The sequence below is a fragment of the Polynucleobacter sp. AP-Sving-400A-A2 genome (assembly GCF_018688155.1).
Classification (GTDB): Bacteria; Pseudomonadota; Gammaproteobacteria; order Burkholderiales; family Burkholderiaceae; genus Polynucleobacter.
The window spans coordinates 1869820-1888229 of the sequence record NZ_CP061312.1 but is presented as its reverse complement, the minus strand read 5'-3'; the positions used below and the strand labels follow the sequence as shown (position 1 = coordinate 1888229).

At 46.8% G+C, this 18410-nt stretch carries 18 protein-coding genes; 5 read left to right on the top strand and 13 right to left on the bottom strand.

Going from position 1 to position 18410, the window contains the following annotated elements:
- Window position 1 precedes the first annotated feature (1 nt).
- Window positions 2-838, top strand: a complete 837-nt coding sequence (gene mutM / locus C2758_RS09865) for a bifunctional DNA-formamidopyrimidine glycosylase/DNA-(apurinic or apyrimidinic site) lyase (RefSeq protein WP_215328095.1) — start codon at window positions 2-4, stop codon at window positions 836-838.
- On the top strand, window positions 823-1983 hold the full coding sequence (gene mutY, locus C2758_RS09860) for an A/G-specific adenine glycosylase (protein WP_215328093.1): 1161 nt from the start codon (window positions 823-825) through the stop codon (window positions 1981-1983). The genes mutM and mutY overlap by 16 nt, the downstream gene beginning before the upstream one ends.
- Here the strand turns inward: mutY and rapZ are convergent.
- The 9 genes from rapZ to C2758_RS09815 form a co-directional block, all read right to left on the bottom strand.
- Window positions 1928-2818, bottom strand: coding sequence for an RNase adapter RapZ (gene rapZ, locus C2758_RS09855; RefSeq protein WP_215328092.1), 891 nt, complete (start codon window positions 2816-2818; stop codon window positions 1928-1930). The genes mutY and rapZ overlap by 56 nt on opposite strands.
- Before the next feature lies 1 nt (window position 2819).
- Window positions 2820-3809, bottom strand: a complete 990-nt coding sequence (hprK, locus tag C2758_RS09850) for an HPr(Ser) kinase/phosphatase (protein ID WP_215328091.1) — start codon at window positions 3807-3809, stop codon at window positions 2820-2822.
- Entirely contained in the window at window positions 3806-4264 is a 459-nt protein-coding gene (locus tag C2758_RS09845) for a PTS sugar transporter subunit IIA (protein ID WP_215328090.1), read from the bottom strand. Before C2758_RS09845 ends, hprK begins: the two co-directional genes overlap by 4 nt.
- A gap of 33 nt (window positions 4265-4297) precedes the next feature.
- A complete protein-coding gene (gene hpf, locus C2758_RS09840; protein ID WP_215328089.1) occupies window positions 4298-4621 on the bottom strand; it encodes a ribosome hibernation-promoting factor, HPF/YfiA family in 324 nt (107 codons plus the stop codon).
- Between the two features lie 192 nt (window positions 4622-4813).
- Window positions 4814-5581, bottom strand: coding sequence for an LPS export ABC transporter ATP-binding protein (lptB, locus tag C2758_RS09835; RefSeq protein WP_215328088.1), 768 nt, complete (start codon window positions 5579-5581; stop codon window positions 4814-4816).
- Window positions 5578-6132 (bottom strand): lipopolysaccharide transport periplasmic protein LptA, encoded by a 555-nt coding sequence (gene lptA / locus C2758_RS09830; protein ID WP_215328087.1) that lies wholly within the window; start codon window positions 6130-6132, stop codon window positions 5578-5580. The genes lptB and lptA overlap by 4 nt, the downstream gene beginning before the upstream one ends.
- Entirely contained in the window at window positions 6129-6773 is a 645-nt protein-coding gene (gene lptC / locus C2758_RS09825; RefSeq protein ID WP_215328086.1) for an LPS export ABC transporter periplasmic protein LptC, read from the bottom strand. Before lptC ends, lptA begins: the two co-directional genes overlap by 4 nt.
- 12 nt (window positions 6774-6785) lie before the next feature.
- Window positions 6786-7358 carry an HAD family hydrolase gene (locus C2758_RS09820; RefSeq protein ID WP_215328085.1) on the bottom strand — a complete coding sequence of 191 codons (573 nt, stop codon included), beginning with the start codon at window positions 7356-7358 and terminating at the stop codon, window positions 6786-6788.
- Between the two features lie 36 nt (window positions 7359-7394).
- Window positions 7395-8387, bottom strand: coding sequence for an SIS domain-containing protein (locus C2758_RS09815; protein ID WP_215328084.1), 993 nt, complete (start codon window positions 8385-8387; stop codon window positions 7395-7397).
- Window positions 8388-8398: 11 nt separating this feature from the next.
- On the opposite strand from C2758_RS09815, the gene C2758_RS09810 reads away from it, so the two are divergent.
- A complete protein-coding gene (locus C2758_RS09810; RefSeq protein ID WP_215328083.1) occupies window positions 8399-10381 on the top strand; it encodes a monovalent cation:proton antiporter family protein in 1983 nt (660 codons plus the stop codon).
- A 24-nt stretch (window positions 10382-10405) separates the two neighbouring features.
- Here C2758_RS09810 and uvrA read toward each other — a convergent pair whose 3' ends face one another.
- Window positions 10406-13297 (bottom strand): excinuclease ABC subunit UvrA, encoded by a 2892-nt coding sequence (gene uvrA / locus C2758_RS09805; RefSeq protein WP_215328082.1) that lies wholly within the window; start codon window positions 13295-13297, stop codon window positions 10406-10408.
- A 37-nt stretch (window positions 13298-13334) separates the two neighbouring features.
- Here uvrA and C2758_RS09800 point away from each other — a divergent pair, with 37 nt between their 5' ends.
- On the top strand, window positions 13335-14489 hold the full coding sequence (locus C2758_RS09800; RefSeq protein WP_215328081.1) for an MFS transporter: 1155 nt from the start codon (window positions 13335-13337) through the stop codon (window positions 14487-14489).
- Window positions 14490-14569: 80 nt separating this feature from the next.
- Window positions 14570-15025 carry a single-stranded DNA-binding protein gene (gene ssb / locus C2758_RS09795; RefSeq protein ID WP_215328079.1) on the top strand — a complete coding sequence of 152 codons (456 nt, stop codon included), beginning with the start codon at window positions 14570-14572 and terminating at the stop codon, window positions 15023-15025.
- 73 nt (window positions 15026-15098) lie between these two features.
- On the opposite strand, the gene queF is transcribed toward ssb, so the two are convergent.
- Genes queF through ilvA form a run of 3 tightly spaced genes read right to left on the bottom strand, consistent with a single transcriptional unit; the run spans window position 15099 to window position 18368 of the window.
- Entirely contained in the window at window positions 15099-15926 is an 828-nt protein-coding gene (gene queF / locus C2758_RS09790) for an NADPH-dependent 7-cyano-7-deazaguanine reductase QueF (RefSeq protein WP_215328077.1), read from the bottom strand.
- Window positions 15926-16834: a 5'-nucleotidase gene (locus C2758_RS09785; RefSeq protein ID WP_215308491.1), complete on the bottom strand. Its 909-nt coding sequence runs from the start codon at window positions 16832-16834 to the stop codon at window positions 15926-15928. Before C2758_RS09785 ends, queF begins: the two co-directional genes overlap by 1 nt.
- A 13-nt stretch (window positions 16835-16847) precedes the next feature.
- Complete coding sequence (gene ilvA / locus C2758_RS09780) at window positions 16848-18368, bottom strand: threonine ammonia-lyase, biosynthetic (RefSeq protein ID WP_215328075.1); 1521 nt, start codon at window positions 18366-18368, stop codon at window positions 16848-16850.
- Window positions 18369-18410 lie beyond the last annotated feature (42 nt).

Below are 18410 nucleotides of genomic sequence, written 5' to 3'. Positions count from 1 at the left end.
GATGCCAGAACTCCCAGAAGTCGAAGTTACCCGATTGGGTATCCAACCCCATTTAGAGGGGCTTAGGGTAAGTGCAGTCAAAATTATCGATGGTCGCTTGCGCTGGCCAGTCCCAAGTAATTTAAATATCTTGCTTAGCGGTCAGAAAGTCTTGGGAATAGAACGCCGCGGTAAATATCTATTAATAGAGTTTAATGCGGGTTACCTATTGCTTCACTTGGGCATGACTGGAACGTTGCGGGTCCTGCCCAGTAGCGATCCTCTTAAGTTACATGATCGGGTGACATTCGAGTTTGGCAAGCTGAGTTTGCGTTTGCATGACCCCCGAAAGTTTGGCGCTGTTTTATGGCACCCAAAATCCAAAGGACCAATTGAAAACAATGCGCTTTTACAAAAACTGGGAGTGGAGCCTTTTTCACCGGAGTTTGCGGGTGAGTTGGGTACCGAGGTTCTTTATCAGTGTTCACGTAAACGTAGTGTTGCCGTGAAGCAATTTTTACTGGCAGGGCAAGCAGTAGTGGGTGTGGGCAACATCTATTGTTCTGAAAGTTTATTTGAGGCAGGTATTCATCCGGCAAAAACCGCTGGAAAACTCACGCGTCCACAATGCTCTAGGCTGGCGACTGCGGTGAGATTGATTTTGAAAAAAGCGATTGCTGCTGGTGGTAGTACTTTAAAAGACTTTGTGAATAGCGAAGGTGACCCAGGACACTTCATGGTGCAAACCAAAGTCTATGATCGTAAAGATCAGCCTTGCAAGGTATGCAAGACACCAATTAAACAAATAGTGCAAGGTCAACGATCTACCTATTTTTGCCCCCAATGTCAGAAGCGTTGATCAAGTACTTTGCTACGAAGCTAATAGCTTGGCATGGCAAGGATGGACGCCAAGGTTTGCCGTGGCAAAGTATCCGAGATCCCTATGCAGTGTGGGTTTCTGAAATCATGTTGCAACAAACTCAGGTAGCTACGGTTCTAGAGCGCTACCCCCGCTTTATGAAACGTTTTCCGACAGTAAGGAAATTGGCTACTGCACCACTAGATGATGTCTTGGCAGAATGGGCGGGGCTCGGCTATTACACGCGTGCTCGTAATCTCCACGCTTGTGCCAAGCAAGTGATGGAAGAGTTTGGGGGCAAGTTCCCCAATGACCCAGTCTTACTCGAGCAGCTCAAGGGTATTGGTAGATCTACTGCCGGTGCCATTGCAGCGTTTGCATTTCATGAGCGAGCACCGATTCTAGATGCAAACGTCAAACGAATACTGGCACGACTATTTGGTATAGATGGCGCCATCCAAGAAAAAGCAGTAAACGATGAATTGTGGCTGTTGGCCAAAACACTGCTCCCTAAAAAAGCTGCGGATATGCCGGTGTACACGCAAGCTCTAATGGATTTTGGGGCAACTTGGTGCACTTCTCGTAAACCTATATGTTTAAGTGGGGAGAGAAAATGCCCATTTGAAAAGGAATGCCAGGCCAATCTCAGTGATCAGGTTTTACTCTTGCCGCGCAAAGTCATCAAAGCAAAATCCCCTGAATTTAATTGCGACATGCTATTGCTCAGACATGGCGATTCAGTATTACTACAAAGGCGTCCCGATCAAGCTATCTGGGGTGGACTGTGGTCTTTGCCTGAATCTACTTGGAGGCCGATAGAAAAAAACTCTAAACCTTCAAGCAACAATTCAGTTGATTTAACTATGAAAGAATTGTTTCAGCTGGTGCTGCCAGACGAAAAGATCTTTAGCGCCTCAAAGAGTGCTTACTCAATTGAACGAGGGCTTGAAATTAAACATGTCTTCACGCATCGTCGTTTATGGATGCAGATTTGGCATGTGACTTCAGTCTCTACAGTGAAATTCACTAGCGATAACTTGAAGTGGGTTCCTTTGCGTCAGCTGGGACAGTACGGCTTGCCTCAACCGATCAAATTACTGTTGCAGGGATTGAATCTAGCTCGCGGTGACGACTTAAGAAATTAATTTGGAGCTCTGCCAAATCTTTTTGTGGCAGAAAATGCGCAATGATACGACTTACAAGATAAACCGAGCGATGCTGTCCGCCAGTACAGCCGATAGCGACAGTAAGATAACTGCGACCATCTGCAATGTAGTGAGGCAACCATTTTTCAATAAACTGAATAATGTCATTTTCCATGCTGACTACTTCAGGAATTTTTTCTAAGAACTCGCGAACCGGCTGATCTTTACCAGACATGGGACGCAAAGTTTTATCGTAGTGCGGATTAGGTAGGCAGCGAACATCAAACACGAGATCCGCTTCACTAGGTAAGCCTTTTTTAAATCCAAAAGATTCAAAAATAACGGTGAGTCCTTGTGGCTTATCTTTCAGAAGATCTTGAATCCAGGAGCGCAGGGCATGAGCAGGTAGATTGCTAGTATCAATGCTGTGCGCTTGAGCACGCAGAGGCTCTAAGAGATTACGCTCTTTATCAATAGCCTCGATGAGCGTAGCAGCTTGGGTTTGCTGCGTTTTTCCAGAGAGCGGATGGCGCCTGCGAGTTTCGGAGAAACGCTGGATCAGCGTATTGGTATCAGCATTGAGGAAAACAATGCGCACCTGATGGTTGCGTCTCAGGTTTTCTAAAATCTGCGGAAGCTCTGCAATCGACTGACCGCGACGTGCATCAATGGCTACCGCAACACGTTCACTTTTTTCACCCTCTAGCGTGGTGATGAGGCTTTCTAGAAGGGTGACTGGAAGGTTGTCAACACAGTCATAACCTGCATCCTCAAAGGCTCTCAGTGCAACTGATTTACCTGAGCCAGAGATGCCGGTAATCAGATTAATTTGCATATTAAATGAGACGACCTTGTGACTTTGAGGATTCTGCTTCAGCATTCATTTGCGAACGCTGACGTTCCATAAACTCTTTTAGAGTATCGATACCTCGTAGCTGCAAAATGGTATTGCGCACAGCAGCCTCTACGAGAACAGCCAAGTTACGACCTGCAGCTACCTGAATTTTGACAGTTCGAATTGCCACACCCAATACATCAATATGTTGGGTTTCTAGAGGTAGGCGCTCAAACTCACCATCATTGCGACGAACCAATTGCACTATTAGGCGCAATTTTAATTTCCGACGTACAGCTGTCTCACCAAAGATGGTGCGGATATCCAATAAGCCCAGTCCACGAACTTCCAAGAGATTGCGCAGAATCACAGGGCAACGACCCTCGATATAGTCCGGTCCGAGTCGAGCAAAGTCCACCGCATCATCAGCCACCAAGCCGTGGCCGCGAGAGATCAGTTCTAGGCCTAATTCGCTTTTGCCTAAACCAGATTCGCCCATGATCAAAACGCCCAATCCCAAAATATCCATAAATACGCCGTGCATCGTAATCTGGGGCGCGCCAATCTTAGTGAGGTAGGTGCGAAGGTGATCAATCACCTCAGCAGCTGATATGGCTGTTGTAAAGAGTGGGGTAGAGGATCGTTGGCAGAAGAGTTGAAGGGCAGCATCCGCGGCTTTACCGTCGGCCACAATCACGCAAGGTGGCATTTTAGAGATGAGGTCGAAGATTTGTTCTTCTCGCTGCTGTGTTTCAAGTTGGGCATGATAGTTAATCTCCTGCTCACCAAAAATCTGAATACGGCTTGGGTGAATGAGATTTAAGTGGCCTACTAAGTCTGAGCTGGCTGCAGCAGCTTTAACAGCCTCCGGTGGAAATCGTCTGTCCGCGCCTTCTAGACCACCGATCCAGGATAGCTTCAGATCAGAGACATTGTCATCAAAGATCTGCTGGGCGGTAACCCCCTCTAGGAGTAGAGGCTGAGTGGTCAAGTTAAGCCCCACGTTTGTAGGATTTCACACACCTTCTCTGGACTGCCCTCCGACGCAAGTAGCTTACGGGTATCCTGATCGGATAAGAGCTGTGCAATCGAAGACAGAATTTCTAAATGTTGCTGAGTTGCTTTTTCGGGAACAAGTAAAAAAATGAGGATGGACACAGACTCACCATCAGGCGCAGCAAATTCAATCGGCTCTTGTAGTTTGACGAATGCAGCAATTGGCTGCTTAAGTCCCTTTACACGACCGTGTGGAATGGCAACACCAGCACCTAGTGCGGTAGAGCCTAAGTCCTCACGCGCATTTAAAAATCCAACAATTGCCTCGGCTTCAAGGCCTGCCTGTTTGGCAAATAGCTGCCCTACGGCTGCAAATGCCTCAGTCCTATTCTGAGAGGGACTATTTAAGGCAATACGGTCTAAAGCGAAAAGATCGGTCAGGGCATTCATATCATTAGATTATAGATGTCCTGATGCTAGATGTTATTCAAAAGGCTTTTCATGGTGATGATCTTGAATTTTTTCTTTGTGCTTGACAACTTGTCGTTCAAGTTTATCCACTACCGCATCCATGGCGTGGTAAAGATCTGCGTTATGCGCTTCGGCAAAGAGCTCTTTGCCTTTGAGGTGAAGGGTGATCTCGGCTGCTTGACGAAGATCTTTTTCTTTGGCGTTATCGACGATCAAAAATGCGGTGGCATCTAAAACGTGGTCAAAGTGTTTGCGAATTTTTTCTAATCCGGCTTCGAGATGGGAACGCATAGCTGGAGTAACTTCAACATGACGGCTATTAATTTTCAGATTCATCAGCAGCTCCTATTCATAGGAAAACAAAATGCGTGCGCAAATAATCACTCGGGGTGCGCAGCATGCCCCTGTAATGTTGTACTTGTTTATACGGAAATGAACTTCATGAACCTCCAGCGTATCAGCGATTTTGCTGAAAACCAAGGGGGCTGATCATGTTTATTTAATAAATACCCGAAAAGCCTCGAATATTTACATGCGGAAGTTTTCACCTAGGTAGACTCGTCTAACAGCATCATTCTCGATAATTTGGTCTGGCTTGCCTTCCGCCAGAACACTACCTTCGCTGATGATGTAGGCATGATCACAAATTCCCAAGGTTTCTCGAACATTATGGTCGGTGATAAGCACGCCAATTTGGCGGTCTCTTAAGAAGCGCACAATCCGCTGGATTTCTCCAACCGCAATTGGGTCAACACCAGCAAATGGCTCATCTAGCAAAATAAACTTAGGCTGGGAGGCGAGGGCCCTGGCAATTTCAACGCGGCGGCGTTCTCCACCAGATAGGGAAAGTGCGGGATTATCACGCAGATGGCTAATTTGAAGTTCGCCCAAGAGCTCATCTAAGCGATGCGCTATATCGGCCTTGCTCAGTGGTTTTCCGCCTTGCACTTGCAGCTCTAATACGGCTTGAATGTTTTCAGCCACATTCAGTTTTCTGAAAACAGAGGCCTCTTGCGGGAGGTAGGATAGGCCCATACGAGCTCGTTCATGAATAGGTAGGCGCGTAATATCAATACCGTCTAAAACAATACTCCCACCGTCCAAAGGAACTAGACCAACAATCATGTAGAAAGAAGTTGTTTTGCCAGCACCATTTGGTCCTAGGAGGCCTACTACTTCCCCGCATTTCACTTCTACCGATACATCCCGAACCACTGTGCGAGATCCATAGCGCTTTTGAAGGTGCTGTGCACTTAAAGTGGCTGTTTTTTGATTACTATCGGAATTCGTGGTCATTTCTCTAGTGTAGCTTTTCTTCTTGGTGAAAGGATGGCTCTAGCTAGTGGCAGGTCTTCTGCTTTGGCATTAGCAGGCGGCAAGACGTGATAGCGCTGCTGAACATCATCGTAGTCAATTTTCCAGCCATGTAATTGATCTAGCATTTGCATATTATGAAGACGCTTCAAGCTGGCATCACCAGTCAATGTGAGTAGCTCAGTTTTTGCATTGTAGGTAACCGTTTTGCCCCGACCTTGCATAAATTCATTGGCCGGTCCTTCGCGTCTTTGTCTAAAGCTAGCAGTAGATTCTGAATTACCCTGAACATCAACGTACTCATAACCCTCGGGGTCGACCTTGATATTACCTTTCGCGCCAGTAATCAAAATACTGCCTTTGATTAAGAGCACTTCACCATCAAGTTCATAAACCTGTTGTACATCGTTCACAGATACTTTTTCTGCTTCCAAAACGATGGGTTTGTCTTGATCTGCTTTTTCAGCATGAGTAGTGGAAAGACAAGCTCCAAGTAGCGCAAACACCATTACTAATTTTTGTAATAACTTCATCGCTGTGCTCCGGGTTGAATGCGCTCGATACGCCCCTTTACCTGCCCAGATAAAACCATGCTTTGTTCGATATTATTAAATACACCGCCATCAGTTGAGTGCATCACAGAAACCCCTTGCTCAAGCGTAATGTGTTTATCTGTTTTGATAATGTCATCATTAATGAGCACTTTGAAATAAGAAGAGCGCGCAAGCATACGCGGTCTTGCAGGTTCGCTTGCCGAAGCAGCTTGTTGCGGTCGAAATATTTCGGCATTATCAATCAGATCCAAAATCGTGAGGTCACCATCTAAATGACCTTTGTCTGCTTTAACAGTCACCGGTGACTTTTCAGGTGGGAATAGGCGTATGCGCGGTGTCTCAATATCGATTGAAGCATCATCATCGTAGTGAATCACTTTTTTACCTAGCACGCGATATTTAGTATCACCGGATTCATTGAGAGTAGATAAGGCGCCATTGCTAATGGTGTAGTCAGGCTCATGAAGGCGCACACGTTCAATTGCTGATTTTTCTGCCGGTGCATTTTTCTTAACCAACCAAAACGTGACGAGAGTGAGCGTGCCCATCAGAATTAAAGGCATCAGACGTAAGGATGTACGCCAGATACTCAGTTTGATTTTTTGGGTATTGAGTTCCATGGCAAATTGACCTTAAGCGCGCGCCTGAGCGAGTAATTCCTCATAACGGTTTTGCGCTTTCAAGATCAGATCACAGACTTCACGTACCGCACCACTACCACCAGGTCTAGTGGTGACAAAGTGGGCTATTTCTTTCACAGCGTCATGCCCTTGCGTAGGACATATCTTCAGGCCCGCAGACTTCATCATTTGAAAATCAGGCCAGTCATCACCCATGACCGCGCAATCAGATTGCTTAAGTCCAAGCGATTGCAAAATGTTTTCTAGGGCTGCAGCTTTATTTTCAACACCCATGTGCACGTGCTTGATGCCGAGCTCGTCACAACGGGCCAAAACCATTTTGGAATTACGTCCAGTGATGATGGCTGTTGGTATACCAATTTTTTCTAATAACTTAATTCCCAAGCCATCCTGAATATCAAAAGCTTTCAGGGACTCTTTGCCATTTTCACCAATAAAGACTTGGCCATTGGTCAAGACGCCATCAACATCTAGAACGAGAAGCTTGACCGCCCCTGCACGATCCCAAGCCTGTGGATACTGGCTTAGAGGGTTAGTATTGTGAGCGTGAAAGGCGGTTGGCATGTGAGTAGGTCAATAATGAATTTAAAAGTGGAAAGCTTAAATAACCTTGGCGGCAAATAAATCATGGAGGTTAAGTGCTCCCAGTAGTGCGCCTGCAGGATCGGTTACTACCAAATGATTGATACGATGCTTTTCCATCATTTCAATAGCCTCCTCTGCTAATAACTCGGGCGGAATTGTTCGCGGTGCTGAAGTAATTGCTTTTTCTAAAGTAAGGCCATCTAAATTAGTGCTTTTCTCAAGCAGGCGACGTAAGTCACCATCTGTAAAAATGCCAGCAACTTTGTTTGCATTGTCTAAGGTAACCACCATGCCCATGCGCTTAGCAGTCATCTCGAGTAAGGCATCTTGCAGGGAGGCGGAGATTGCAATCTTAGGGGTCTCATCAAGGCTACGCATGACTTCACTGACATGCATGAGCTGTTTGCGACCCAAGCGGCCACCTGGGTGTGAGCGCTGAAAATCCTCTGCCTGAAAGCCACGCGCATCTAGAAGGGCAACTGCTAGGGCATCACCCATAGCGAGAGCTGCGGTTGTGCTGGTGGTTGGGGCGAGGTTGAGTGGGCAAGCCTCTTTTTCAACACTAGTGTCTAAATGGGCATCGGCTAACTTTGCCAAAGAGGAATTTGGTGCGCCAGTCAGTGCAATCAGTTTTGCTCCAGTGCGCTTGACGATCGGCACAATGGTGAGTAACTCATCTGTCTCACCGGAATTGGAGAGTGCAACAAAGACGTCATCACGAGTCACCATCCCCAGATCGCCATGACTAGCTTCCGCGGGGTGAACAAAGAAAGCAGGGGAGCCAGTAGAGGCAAAGGTGGCAGCAATCTTGCGAGCAATATGCCCTGATTTACCAATTCCCGAGACGACGATACGGCCTTTGCAGGAATGGAGCAGATCAACTGCTAATACGAGGGCATCAGCATCTGCGCCTTCAAGGCGATCGCGCATGGTGTGCAGTGCAGCAGCCTCAATCGTGAGGGTGTCACGTGCAAGCTTTAGGGTTCGATCACGAGTCTTAGCTATCATGGGGTGAGTATATGCCGTCAGTCCTTCAATTAACTCTCATCTTGCTGGCCTCCGCAGTGGCCGGAGTAGTTATTTTCCGCTATTTTGGACTACCCCCTATTTTGGGCTATCTGGCTATTGGCGTTCTGATTGGGCCACATGCCCTTGGTTTAGCCAATGATTCCGCCACAGTCAAGTATTTGGCTGAATTTGGCGTGGTTTTCTTGATGTTCTCAATTGGCCTGGAATTCAACCTCCATAAGCTTCGGGCCATGCGGACTATCGTATTTGGCTTAGGCGGCAGCCAGGTCATTTTGACCATGCTCCTAGCGGTCCCAGCCAGTTTGCTGATGAACTGGATTTACCCTATTTCTTGGCAGGCTGCTATAGCGCTAGGGGGCGCTTTAGCAATGTCCTCCACAGCTATCGTTACCAAACTCATTTCTGATCGCTCCGAAATTGAAACAGAGCATGGGCGCAACATCATCGGTATTTTGCTCTTTCAGGACTTGGCGGTAGTTTTCCTGCTGATTTTGTTACCTTCGCTCGGTAAGAATGCTGGGGACCTATTTTTAGCCCTGACTGCAGCATCCATCAAGATCACGGTAGCTCTAGTACTCATTTTTGTGATTGGCCAAACCTTAATGAGTCGTTGGTTCGGTTTGGTTGCTAAATTGCGCTCCCAAGAATTGTTCATGCTCAACCTCTTGTTGATTGTTTTGGGGATGGCAGGACTGACTGAACACTTTGGCTTATCGCTAGCCTTAGGGGCTTTCTTGGCCGGGATGTTAATTGCCGAAACGCCCTATCGCCATCAAGTGGAAGAAGACGTTAAGCCTTTCAAAGATGTGCTCTTGGGCCTCTTCTTTATCACCGTTGGCATGCTGTTAGATTTTGAAGTGATTTATCAACAGTGGATACTGGTTTCAATCTTATTAATCGGCCCGTTGATATTTAAGTTTGGCTTAATTGCTGTATTGTCACGCGCTTTCGGTTCAAGTCCTGGCATTTCTATTCGGACGGGCTTAAGTTTGGCGCAGGCTGGTGAATTCGGTTTCGTACTTTTAAATCAAATTGATGGTTTGGATTTGATTGACCCTGCTTTAAGTCAAGCTATATTGGCAGCAATGCTACTGTCGATGTTTGGTGCGCCTTTCTTAATTCAACATAGCGATCGTATCGCGATGCGTTTTTCTAGCAATGAGTGGTTGTTGCAATCACTGGCACTGACACGTGTTGCGGCAAAAAGTGTCCGCACAGAAAATCATGTGGTCATTTGTGGCTTTGGTCGTTCCGGCCAAAGCCTAGCCCGCATGCTCGATCAAGAAAAAATTCCTTACATTGCATTAGACATGGATCCTGATCGCGTAAAGGAAGCTGCCGCAGCTGGCGATAACGTGGTCTATGGTGACGCTAGTCGAGAAAATTATTTAGTTGCAGCGGGATTGGCGAGAGCGAAGGCAGTCGTGATTACTTATGCAGACACACCAGCTAGCTTTAAAGTATTGCATCAAGTCGAGCACTTGCGTCCTGGCATGACGGTATTGGTACGCACTAAAGATGATGCAGATTTAGCTAAGTTACAAGCAGCTGGGGCGACCGAGGTGGTGCCAGAGTTGATTGAAGGTAGCTTGATGATGGCATCCCACGTCTTACTGATCATGGGTGTACCCATGCGTAAGGTAGTGCGTCGCATTACTGGCGCACGTGAAGCTCGTTATAGCCTGTTGCGCGGCTACTTCCGTGGCGTTAATGATGAGGTGGACACCAAGGAATCATGGCGCTTACACTCAGTTACTTTACTGCCTGAGTCGGCTAGTATTGGGCAGACACTTGAAGAGTTGCATCTTGAAAATGAAGGTGTGAGCGTGCAAGCAGTCAGGCGAAAAGTGGGTGGCTCTGACTACGTCAAATTAGAGCTCACCCCAGAATTGCGTTTGCAAGCCAACGATATTTTGGTGCTGTCGGGCAATTCAGAAGCGACTGATTTAGCTGAATCTAAATTGCTCGGATGACGTCATTCAACTGACTCAGTAGAATTACTTTTTCTTTTTAGCCGCAACGGGTTGTTTGCGAACCAATAGTGGCGCTAAGTAGTGCCCGGTAAAGCTAGCCTCATTCTTCGCAACCTCTTCGGGTGTGCCAGTAGCAATAATCTGCCCACCACCAGCGCCACCTTTAGGTCCCAAGTCAATAATCCAATCGGCAGTTTTGATCACATCTAAGTTGTGCTCAATGATGACGATCGTGTTGCCTTGCTTCTTCAGGGTCTGAAGAACAGTCAGCAATAATTGAATGTCATGGAAATGCAAGCCCGTAGTTGGCTCATCCAAGATGTAGAGCGTTCTGCCAGTATCGCGTTTGGAAAGCTCTAAAGAGAGTTTGACGCGTTGCGCTTCACCGCCAGACAAAGTCGTAGCGCTTTGGCCTAACTTTACATAACCTAAGCCTACATCGAGCAAGGTTTTGAGCTTTCGTTTGACGATTGGAACAGCTTCAAAGAATTCATGGGCTTGTTCGATAGTCATCGACAACACTTCATGGATATTCTTACCTTTGTAACGAATATCTAAAGTTTCGCGGTTATAGCGCTTACCGTGACAGACATCGCAAGGAACATATACGTCTGGTAAAAAATGCATCTCTACTTTAATAACGCCATCACCTTCACAGGCATCACAACGACCACCCTTGACGTTGAAAGAAAAACGTCCTGCCTCATAGCCGCGCTCGCGTGCAGCAGGCACGCCACAAAAGAGTTCTCTGATAGGCGTGAATAATCCAGTGTAAGTGGCTGGGTTTGAGCGTGGGGTTCTACCAATCGGGGATTGGTCGACGCTGATGACCTTGTCAAAGTTTTCAAGACCTTTAATAGCATCATGTGCCGCAGGTTCTGCATTAGAGCCGTAGATATGATGAGCAACTGCATGGTGCAATGTGTCGTTGATGAGAGTAGATTTACCTGAGCCAGATACGCCAGTGACACAGGTTAATAAGCCGACAGGAATCTTAGCGTGAACGGATTGCAAGTTGTTACCACGTGCGCCAATAATTTCTAAGAACTTATCATTTACTGGAATACGTTTTTCAGGAACGGCGATCCATTCCCGCCCTGATAAGTAGGCGCCAGTGAGTGATTTAGGATTGGCCTCCACTTCTGCAGGCGTGCCCTCGGCTACCACTTCACCGCCATGCACTCCAGCACCGGGACCAATATCAATTACATAGTCAGATGCGCGGATCATATCTTCATCATGCTCAACCACCAGCACGCTGTTGCCTAGGTCACGCAAATGCTTCAGGGTGCCGATAAGACGATCGTTATCACGTTGATGTAAGCCAATAGAAGGTTCATCCAATACGTACATGACGCCTGTAAGACCGGAGCCAATTTGTGATGCTAGGCGAATCCGCTGCGCTTCACCACCAGAGAGAGTATCTGCACTCCGTTCTAGTGACAAGTAGTCTAAGCCGACATCGTTTAGAAAGCGCAGACGTGAACCAATTTCTTTCACAATCTTGTCGGCGATTTCTCGTTTCGCACCTTTGAGCTCTAAAGCTTCAAAATATTCTTTAGCTTCCTTCAGGGGAAGGGCGCTGATTTGATAAATCGCGCGTGATTGCTTACCTTCACCGACTTTGACAAAGCGCGCCTCTTTGCGCAAACGACTGCCACTACATGCTGGGCAGGTTTGTACGTTTTGGTAGCGTGATAATTCTTCTCGAACAGTAGCCGAGTCAGTCTCACGATAGCGGCGTTCAAAATTAGCAACAATACCTTCAAAGGCATGCTCACGAGTGCTATTTTTGCCGCGCTCATTGATGTATTCAAAAGGAATAGTGACATCGCCCGAGCCTAATAAAATCAGATCTTGCTGTTTCTTATTGAGAGTCTCAAAAGGTTTCTCAACATCAAACCCGCCATGCTTGGCAAGTGTTTGTAAGAGCTTGAAATAAAACTGATTACGACGATCCCAGCCTTTAATTGCACCAGAGGCCAGCGATAAGTCTGGGTGAGCAACAATGCGCTTAGGATCAAAGAAGGATTGATGGCCCAGGCCATCACAAGAAGGACATGCACCCATCGGATTATTAAAAGAGAAGAGGCGTGGCTCAAGCTCTTGTAATGAGTAGGAGCAAATTGGGCAGGCAAACTTGCTGGAGAAAATCATCTCCTTGCCGGTATCCATGTTGACAATCATGGCCTTGCCGTCCGCAAGGCGCAGAGCAGTTTCAAAAGATTCCGCTACGCGCTGCTGAATATCTGGACGCACTTTAATGCGATCTACGACTACTTCAATTGAATGCTTATCGTTCTTCTTTAGTACTGGCAATTGATCTACTTCAAAGATCTCTGCTTTGGCTGTATTGGTTGTGCCGCCACCAGAGCGCACACGAAAGCGTACAAAGCCTTGAGCCTGAAGATCTTGGAATAAGTCCACGAACTCACCCTTACGCTCACTCACCACGGGAGCCAAGATCATGAGCTTCGTGTCTTCTGGCATAGCTAAAACGGTATCAACCATTTGAGAAACGCTTTGCGCCTCTAATGGCAGATCATGGTCTGGACAGTGCGGGGTTCCAGCACGCGCAAACAACAAGCGTAGGTAGTCATGAATTTCTGTAACCGTACCCACAGTCGAGCGGGGATTATGGCTGGTCGCTTTTTGCTCAATCGAGATTGCCGGTGATAGACCTTCAATCGTATCGACATCAGGCTTTTCCATCAGTTGCAAGAATTGGCGGGCATAAGCAGATAGGGACTCTACATAGCGACGCTGACCTTCGGCGTACAGGGTGTCAAAAGCCAATGAGCTTTTGCCTGAGCCAGATAGGCCGGTCAAAACGACTAATTTCTCTCTAGGGATATCTAGATTAATGTTTTTGAGGTTGTGGGTGCGGGCACCGCGGATCTTGATTTCGTTATTCATGATTTTTTAGCGTAACTTGTTAATATAGCTCTTTCCCATGAATCCTTCTGAACTTCGCTCCACTTTGGCTTTAGCCGGCATTTTTGGCCTTCGTATGCTGGGCCTTTTTTTGCTTTTACCCGTTTTTAGCATCCATGCTAAAGACTTGCCTGGAGGCGACCAAGCGCTTCTGATAGGGCTAGCACTGGGTATTTTCAATATTGTTCAGGCCTGCTTCCACATTCCTTTAGGTAGGCTTTCTGATCGAATCGGTCGAAAAACAGTCGTTTTATGGGGTCTGTCCTTGTTTGTTGCTGGAGCGTTGATTTGCGCAGCAAAGGACGATTTGCTTTGGATCGCCATTGGAAGAGGCGTTATGGGCGCTGGAGCAATTTCAGCAGCAGTCTCTGCTTGGGTTGCTGACCTCACTCGGGAGCAAGTGCGCAGTCAAGCCATGGCCTTGGTCGGCGCTAGTATTTCATTATCGTTTGCCGTTTCACTGGTTGTTGCTGCTCCGCTTTATCGCATGATTAGCTTAAGCGGGATGTTTTTAGTATTGGCAATCTTAGGTGCTACAGCGATGGTAGTAGCCTATTTTGTATTACCAAATAACAAGCCTGAGGTTTATGCAAAGCAAGATTCACTGAAGCTTGTATTTTTGCGTCCAGAGCTCATGCGCCTCAATGTGGGAGTGTTTGTTTTGAACGCCACCCAAGTAGCTATGTTTTTAGTGGTGCCACGTCTATTAGAGCAAGCAGGATTTCCGCTGAGTGCACACTGGCAAGTTTATCTCTCAGTCGTCTTACTCTCTTTTGTGTTTATGGTTCCACTCTTGATATATGGTGAGAAAAAACAGCGCATACGACTGGTTTTATTAATAGCGATCGTTCTTCTAATTATTGCTGAAATTATCTTCACTCAGGCCTCATCCGTAATGCTGATTGCAGTGGCATTGCTGGTTTACTTTGTGGGCTTTAACCTACTTGAGGCGCTGCAACCCTCGTTAGTGACTCGTTATGCAAAAGAATCCAAAGGAACTGCTCTGGGCGTTTACAACACTACTCAGTCGATTGGCCTCTTTACAGGTGCCGTTATTGGGGGTTGGTTAATGGATGCCCATGGTGATTTATCGGTCTTTGTCATGGGTGCAGCATTGCTTTTGTGCTGGCTTATAATTGCTTGGTCGATGCGCGAATTACCTGCAAAGGCATAGTTGTAGCTTTACTGATTCCATTTATTTTTTAGCTACATTTCAGATTTAATTAATCGTATTATTTTTCTTCGGGAGACAACATGGCTTCGGTAAATAAGGTCATCATCGTAGGTAACGTAGGACGTGATCCAGAAACGCGTTATATGCCAAGCGGCGACGCAGTAACTAATATTTCAGTAGCGACATCAGATCGTTACAAAGATAAGCAGTCTGGTGAAATGAAAGAAACCACAGAATGGCACCGTGTTGCATTCTTTGGAAAACTTGCAGAGATCGCTGGTCAATATCTCAAAAAAGGTTCACAGGTTTATGTAGAAGGTCGTTTACGCACACGTAAATGGACTGATGCTAGTGGTCAAGAAAAATATTCCACTGAGATCGTTGCAGAAACAATGCAAATGCTGGGTGGCAAGCCAGTTGGTGGCAGCGGTGATGGTGGTGAAAGCTACAGCCGCTCAAAGCCGGTTGAGAACTCTGCGCCAACATCTTCTAATGCGGCATCCCTTGGCGCAATGGATGACGATATTCCGTTTTAAGGACCACGTTCATTCGTTTTGTCCAAGATAAAAAGCCCTTCAAGAAGGGCTTTTTATTTAACTGCTGATGTTCTTACTGCCTTGCGTGGCGAAGATTTTCTGGCCAAGGCGAATTATGATCAGTCCGGAAGGGATTGATATCGAGCCCACCACGTCGAGTGTAGCGCGCGTAGACAGAGAGTTTCTCTGGTTTGCACTGGCGCTTGATATCGGTGAAGATAGTTTCAACACAATGCTCATGAAACTCGCCTAATTGCCTAAAGCCGATGAGATAGCGTAGTAAACCTTCTTCTAAAATCGGCCGACCTTGGTAACGAATTTGCACGCTAGCCCAATCTGGTTGACCAGTCACTGGGCAATTGGATTTGAGTAAATGAGAAACTAAGCACTGCTCGATTGGTCCAAAAGATTCATTGACCTCCAGCAAGGCTGGGTCTGCAGATAAGCTGGGATCGATCTCGATATCAAGGCGGTCCATCAGCACGCCACTCATCTCCTGCATACCTTTTTTGGCAACCGCTTCAGTTGGATTAATGCGGGTAGCAATCTTGCCGCCTGCTACTGCTGATAAATCAGCAATCAATCGTTCACGAACTGCTGCTTCATCTTCAAAGCGGGCGCTATTGAAACTATTGAGGTAGAGCTTGAATGATTTAGATTCAACCATGTTTGGCGTATCAGCTGGAACCTGAAATTCTGCTAAAGCAATCTGAGGCTTACCTTTTTTATTGAGCCAGCTAAGCTCAAAGGCATTCCAAATATCGACGCCTACAAAAGGAAGGGCTTGATTTGCTTTGATGTCGAGTTTGAGGCGATTCTCAGAGCGGGGAATGGGGAATAGCAAGCTTGGATCATATTGATCGGGATATGGCGTTGCTTGACCAAGTGTAAGTATCGACATTAGTTTTTAGGCTTATTAGATACACCAGATACCACGTGACCAGTCGGTGCTACTGAAGCAGCAGATTGGCAGTGACCCGTTTGGTCATCAAAGAAAAAGTCTGGCTCAAACTCGCGGAGGAATTCACTTTTGGAAAGTCCACCAAGAAACATGGCTTCATCAACATCAACACCCCAGGCCATCAGTGTGCGTATAGCGCGCTCATGTGCAGGTGCAGAGCGAGCGGTTACCAAGGCAGTACGAATGCGCATCCCTTTCTCGCTAGTAGTACGTTGTAAACGATGGAGCGCTTCTAGCAAAGGTTTAAATGGGCCGGGTGGCAGAGGGATAGCAGCTTTTTTGCTTTCATGATCGACAAAGGCTACCAAGCCTTCGCTCTGAAAGACTTGCTCCGCTTCATCAGAAAAGAGAACGGCATCTCCGTCAAATGCGATACGAATTTCATTGGGATGAGACTCTGCAGTTTTGCTAGATTCTGGATAGACGCGAGCTGCAGGAAACCCTGCATCAATCGTGGCACGCACATCATCTTCATTCGCAGAGAGAAAGAGGTTGGCATGTAAAGACCGCAGGTAGTGATAGGGTGGGCGCCCTCTGGTGAATACACCACGCTCTAAATGAAGGCCATGGTGTTCAGCTGAGCGGAATACGCGTAAGCCACTCACCGGGTCATTACGAGAGAGAATCACCACCTCGACACGTTGTTCACCTTCTTCATTAAAGGCTAACAACTTCTTTACCAATGGAAACGCAACGCCTGTTTGAGCAGCCTTAGATAGGCGCTCTAATTGCAACTTCATATAAGCGCTGTCATCAGTAGATTCGAAGATACGATTCTCTTCCTCGAAATCAAATAGTGCGCGCGATGAAATCGCCACAACGAGTTTTCCGGTAAGTGTGTATGACATTAAGGATTAACTCTTATTTGAGAAAAAGGCGATAAGCCGGGTTATCGGTTTCATTCCAATGCGGATAGCCAAGTGATGCTAAGAAACTTTGGAATTTCTTTTGCTCATTTTTAGGCACTTGCAAGCCAACGAGAATACGGCCATAGTCTGCACCATGATTACGATAATGGAACAGGCTGATATTCCAGTTTGGCGCCATACTCGTGAGGAACTTCATGAGTGCACCTGGGCGCTCCGGAAATTCAAAGCGGTAAAGTAACTCATCTTGAGCGAGGGCTGAGCGGCCGCCTACCATGTGGCGTAAGTGTGACTTCGCTAGCTCATCATGAGTCAGATCGATTGTTGCAAACTTTGCTTTACGGAAATGCTTTGCAATCGTATTGCTGTCACTTGCCTTTTGTGTCCCGATGCCTACAAAGATATGAGCTTCACTTTGATCAGCAATACGATAGTTAAATTCAGTGACATTGCGATTGCCGAGTAATTCACAGAAGCGTCTGAAGGAGCCACGTTCCTCTGGTATCGTCACTGCAAAAACAGCTTCGCGGAATTCACCCACGTCGGCACGTTCTGCGACAAAGCGCAGGCGACTGAAATTCATATTGGCACCACAAGCAATCGCTACTAATGTTTTCTTCTTCAAGCGATGCTTGTCTACATACTTTTTCATACCAGCAATAGCTAGGGCGCCAGCGGGCTCCAGGATACTGCGGGTGTCCGTAAAGACATCATTGATCGCAGCACAGATTTCATCGGTATTCACGGTGATGATGTCATCTACTACGCGTTTGCAAATACGGAAAGTTTCTTTACCGACCAACTTCACTGCCGTGCCGTCCGAAAAAAGACCTACATCTTTCATCTCGATACGCTTGTTGGCTTCAAGTGACCTTCTCATCGCATCCGAGTCGACAGATTGAACGCCGATCACTTTAGTTTTGGGGCTGACCGCTTTGACATATTCCCCAATACCAGCGATTAAGCCGCCACCACCAATAGCAACAAAAATGGCATCAATCGGCTCTTGGTGTTGCTGAAAGATTTCCAGGGCAATGGTGCCTTGTCCTGCAATTACATCGGGGTCATCAAAAGGATGAACAAAGGTAAGCCCTCGCTTTTTCTCTAAAAGCTCAGAGTATTTAAAGGCATCGCTGTAGGATTCACCATGCAAAATCACTTCTACCCAGGAGCCGCCTCGCGCCTTCACGGCATCGATTTTGAGGCTAGGAGTAGTGAGGGGCATCACGATGACTGCTTTGCACTTCATTTTCGCTGCCGCTAGGGCTACGCCTTGGGCGTGATTACCTGCTGAAGCGGCGATTACCCCCCTTTTTAGGGCCTCTGGGGGTAAATGGGCCATTTTGTTATAGGCGCCACGTAATTTGAATGAGAAAACCGGCTGGTTATCTTCTCTTTTGAGCAATACTTGATTGCCTAAGCGTTTTGTGAGTTCGGGGGCTACTTGGAGCTCTGTTTCCCTGGCTACATCGTAGACTCGGGCCGATAAAATTTTCTTTAAATAGTTCGTTGCCATGCGATGAGCGTACCATGAACGGGCTCTAAGCCCTTAAATTTG

What these genes read in the sequence shown, in the direction of transcription:
- mutM (WP_215328095.1), top strand. Translation starts at nt 2, where the DNA reads ATGCCAGAACTCCCAGAAGTCGAAGTTACCCGATTGGGTATCCAACCC.
- mutY (WP_215328093.1), top strand. Translation starts at nt 823, where the DNA reads ATGTCAGAAGCGTTGATCAAGTACTTTGCTACGAAGCTAATAGCTTGG.
- rapZ (WP_215328092.1), bottom strand. Translation starts at nt 2,818, where the DNA reads ATGCAAATTAATCTGATTACCGGCATCTCTGGCTCAGGTAAATCAGTT.
- C2758_RS09845 (WP_215328090.1), bottom strand. Translation starts at nt 4,264, where the DNA reads ATGAATGCCCTGACCGATCTTTTCGCTTTAGACCGTATTGCCTTAAAT.
- hpf (WP_215328089.1), bottom strand. Translation starts at nt 4,621, where the DNA reads ATGAATCTGAAAATTAATAGCCGTCATGTTGAAGTTACTCCAGCTATG.
- lptB (WP_215328088.1), bottom strand. Translation starts at nt 5,581, where the DNA reads ATGACCACGAATTCCGATAGTAATCAAAAAACAGCCACTTTAAGTGCA.
- lptA (WP_215328087.1), bottom strand. Translation starts at nt 6,132, where the DNA reads ATGAAGTTATTACAAAAATTAGTAATGGTGTTTGCGCTACTTGGAGCT.
- lptC (WP_215328086.1), bottom strand. Translation starts at nt 6,773, where the DNA reads ATGGAACTCAATACCCAAAAAATCAAACTGAGTATCTGGCGTACATCC.
- C2758_RS09820 (WP_215328085.1), bottom strand. Translation starts at nt 7,358, where the DNA reads ATGCCAACCGCCTTTCACGCTCACAATACTAACCCTCTAAGCCAGTAT.
- C2758_RS09815 (WP_215328084.1), bottom strand. Translation starts at nt 8,387, where the DNA reads ATGATAGCTAAGACTCGTGATCGAACCCTAAAGCTTGCACGTGACACC.
- C2758_RS09810 (WP_215328083.1), top strand. Translation starts at nt 8,399, where the DNA reads ATGCCGTCAGTCCTTCAATTAACTCTCATCTTGCTGGCCTCCGCAGTG.
- uvrA (WP_215328082.1), bottom strand. Translation starts at nt 13,297, where the DNA reads ATGAATAACGAAATCAAGATCCGCGGTGCCCGCACCCACAACCTCAAA.
- C2758_RS09800 (WP_215328081.1), top strand. Translation starts at nt 13,335, where the DNA reads ATGAATCCTTCTGAACTTCGCTCCACTTTGGCTTTAGCCGGCATTTTT.
- ssb (WP_215328079.1), top strand. Translation starts at nt 14,570, where the DNA reads ATGGCTTCGGTAAATAAGGTCATCATCGTAGGTAACGTAGGACGTGAT.
- queF (WP_215328077.1), bottom strand. Translation starts at nt 15,926, where the DNA reads ATGTCGATACTTACACTTGGTCAAGCAACGCCATATCCCGATCAATAT.
- C2758_RS09785 (WP_215308491.1), bottom strand. Translation starts at nt 16,834, where the DNA reads ATGTCATACACACTTACCGGAAAACTCGTTGTGGCGATTTCATCGCGC.
- ilvA (WP_215328075.1), bottom strand. Translation starts at nt 18,368, where the DNA reads ATGGCAACGAACTATTTAAAGAAAATTTTATCGGCCCGAGTCTACGAT.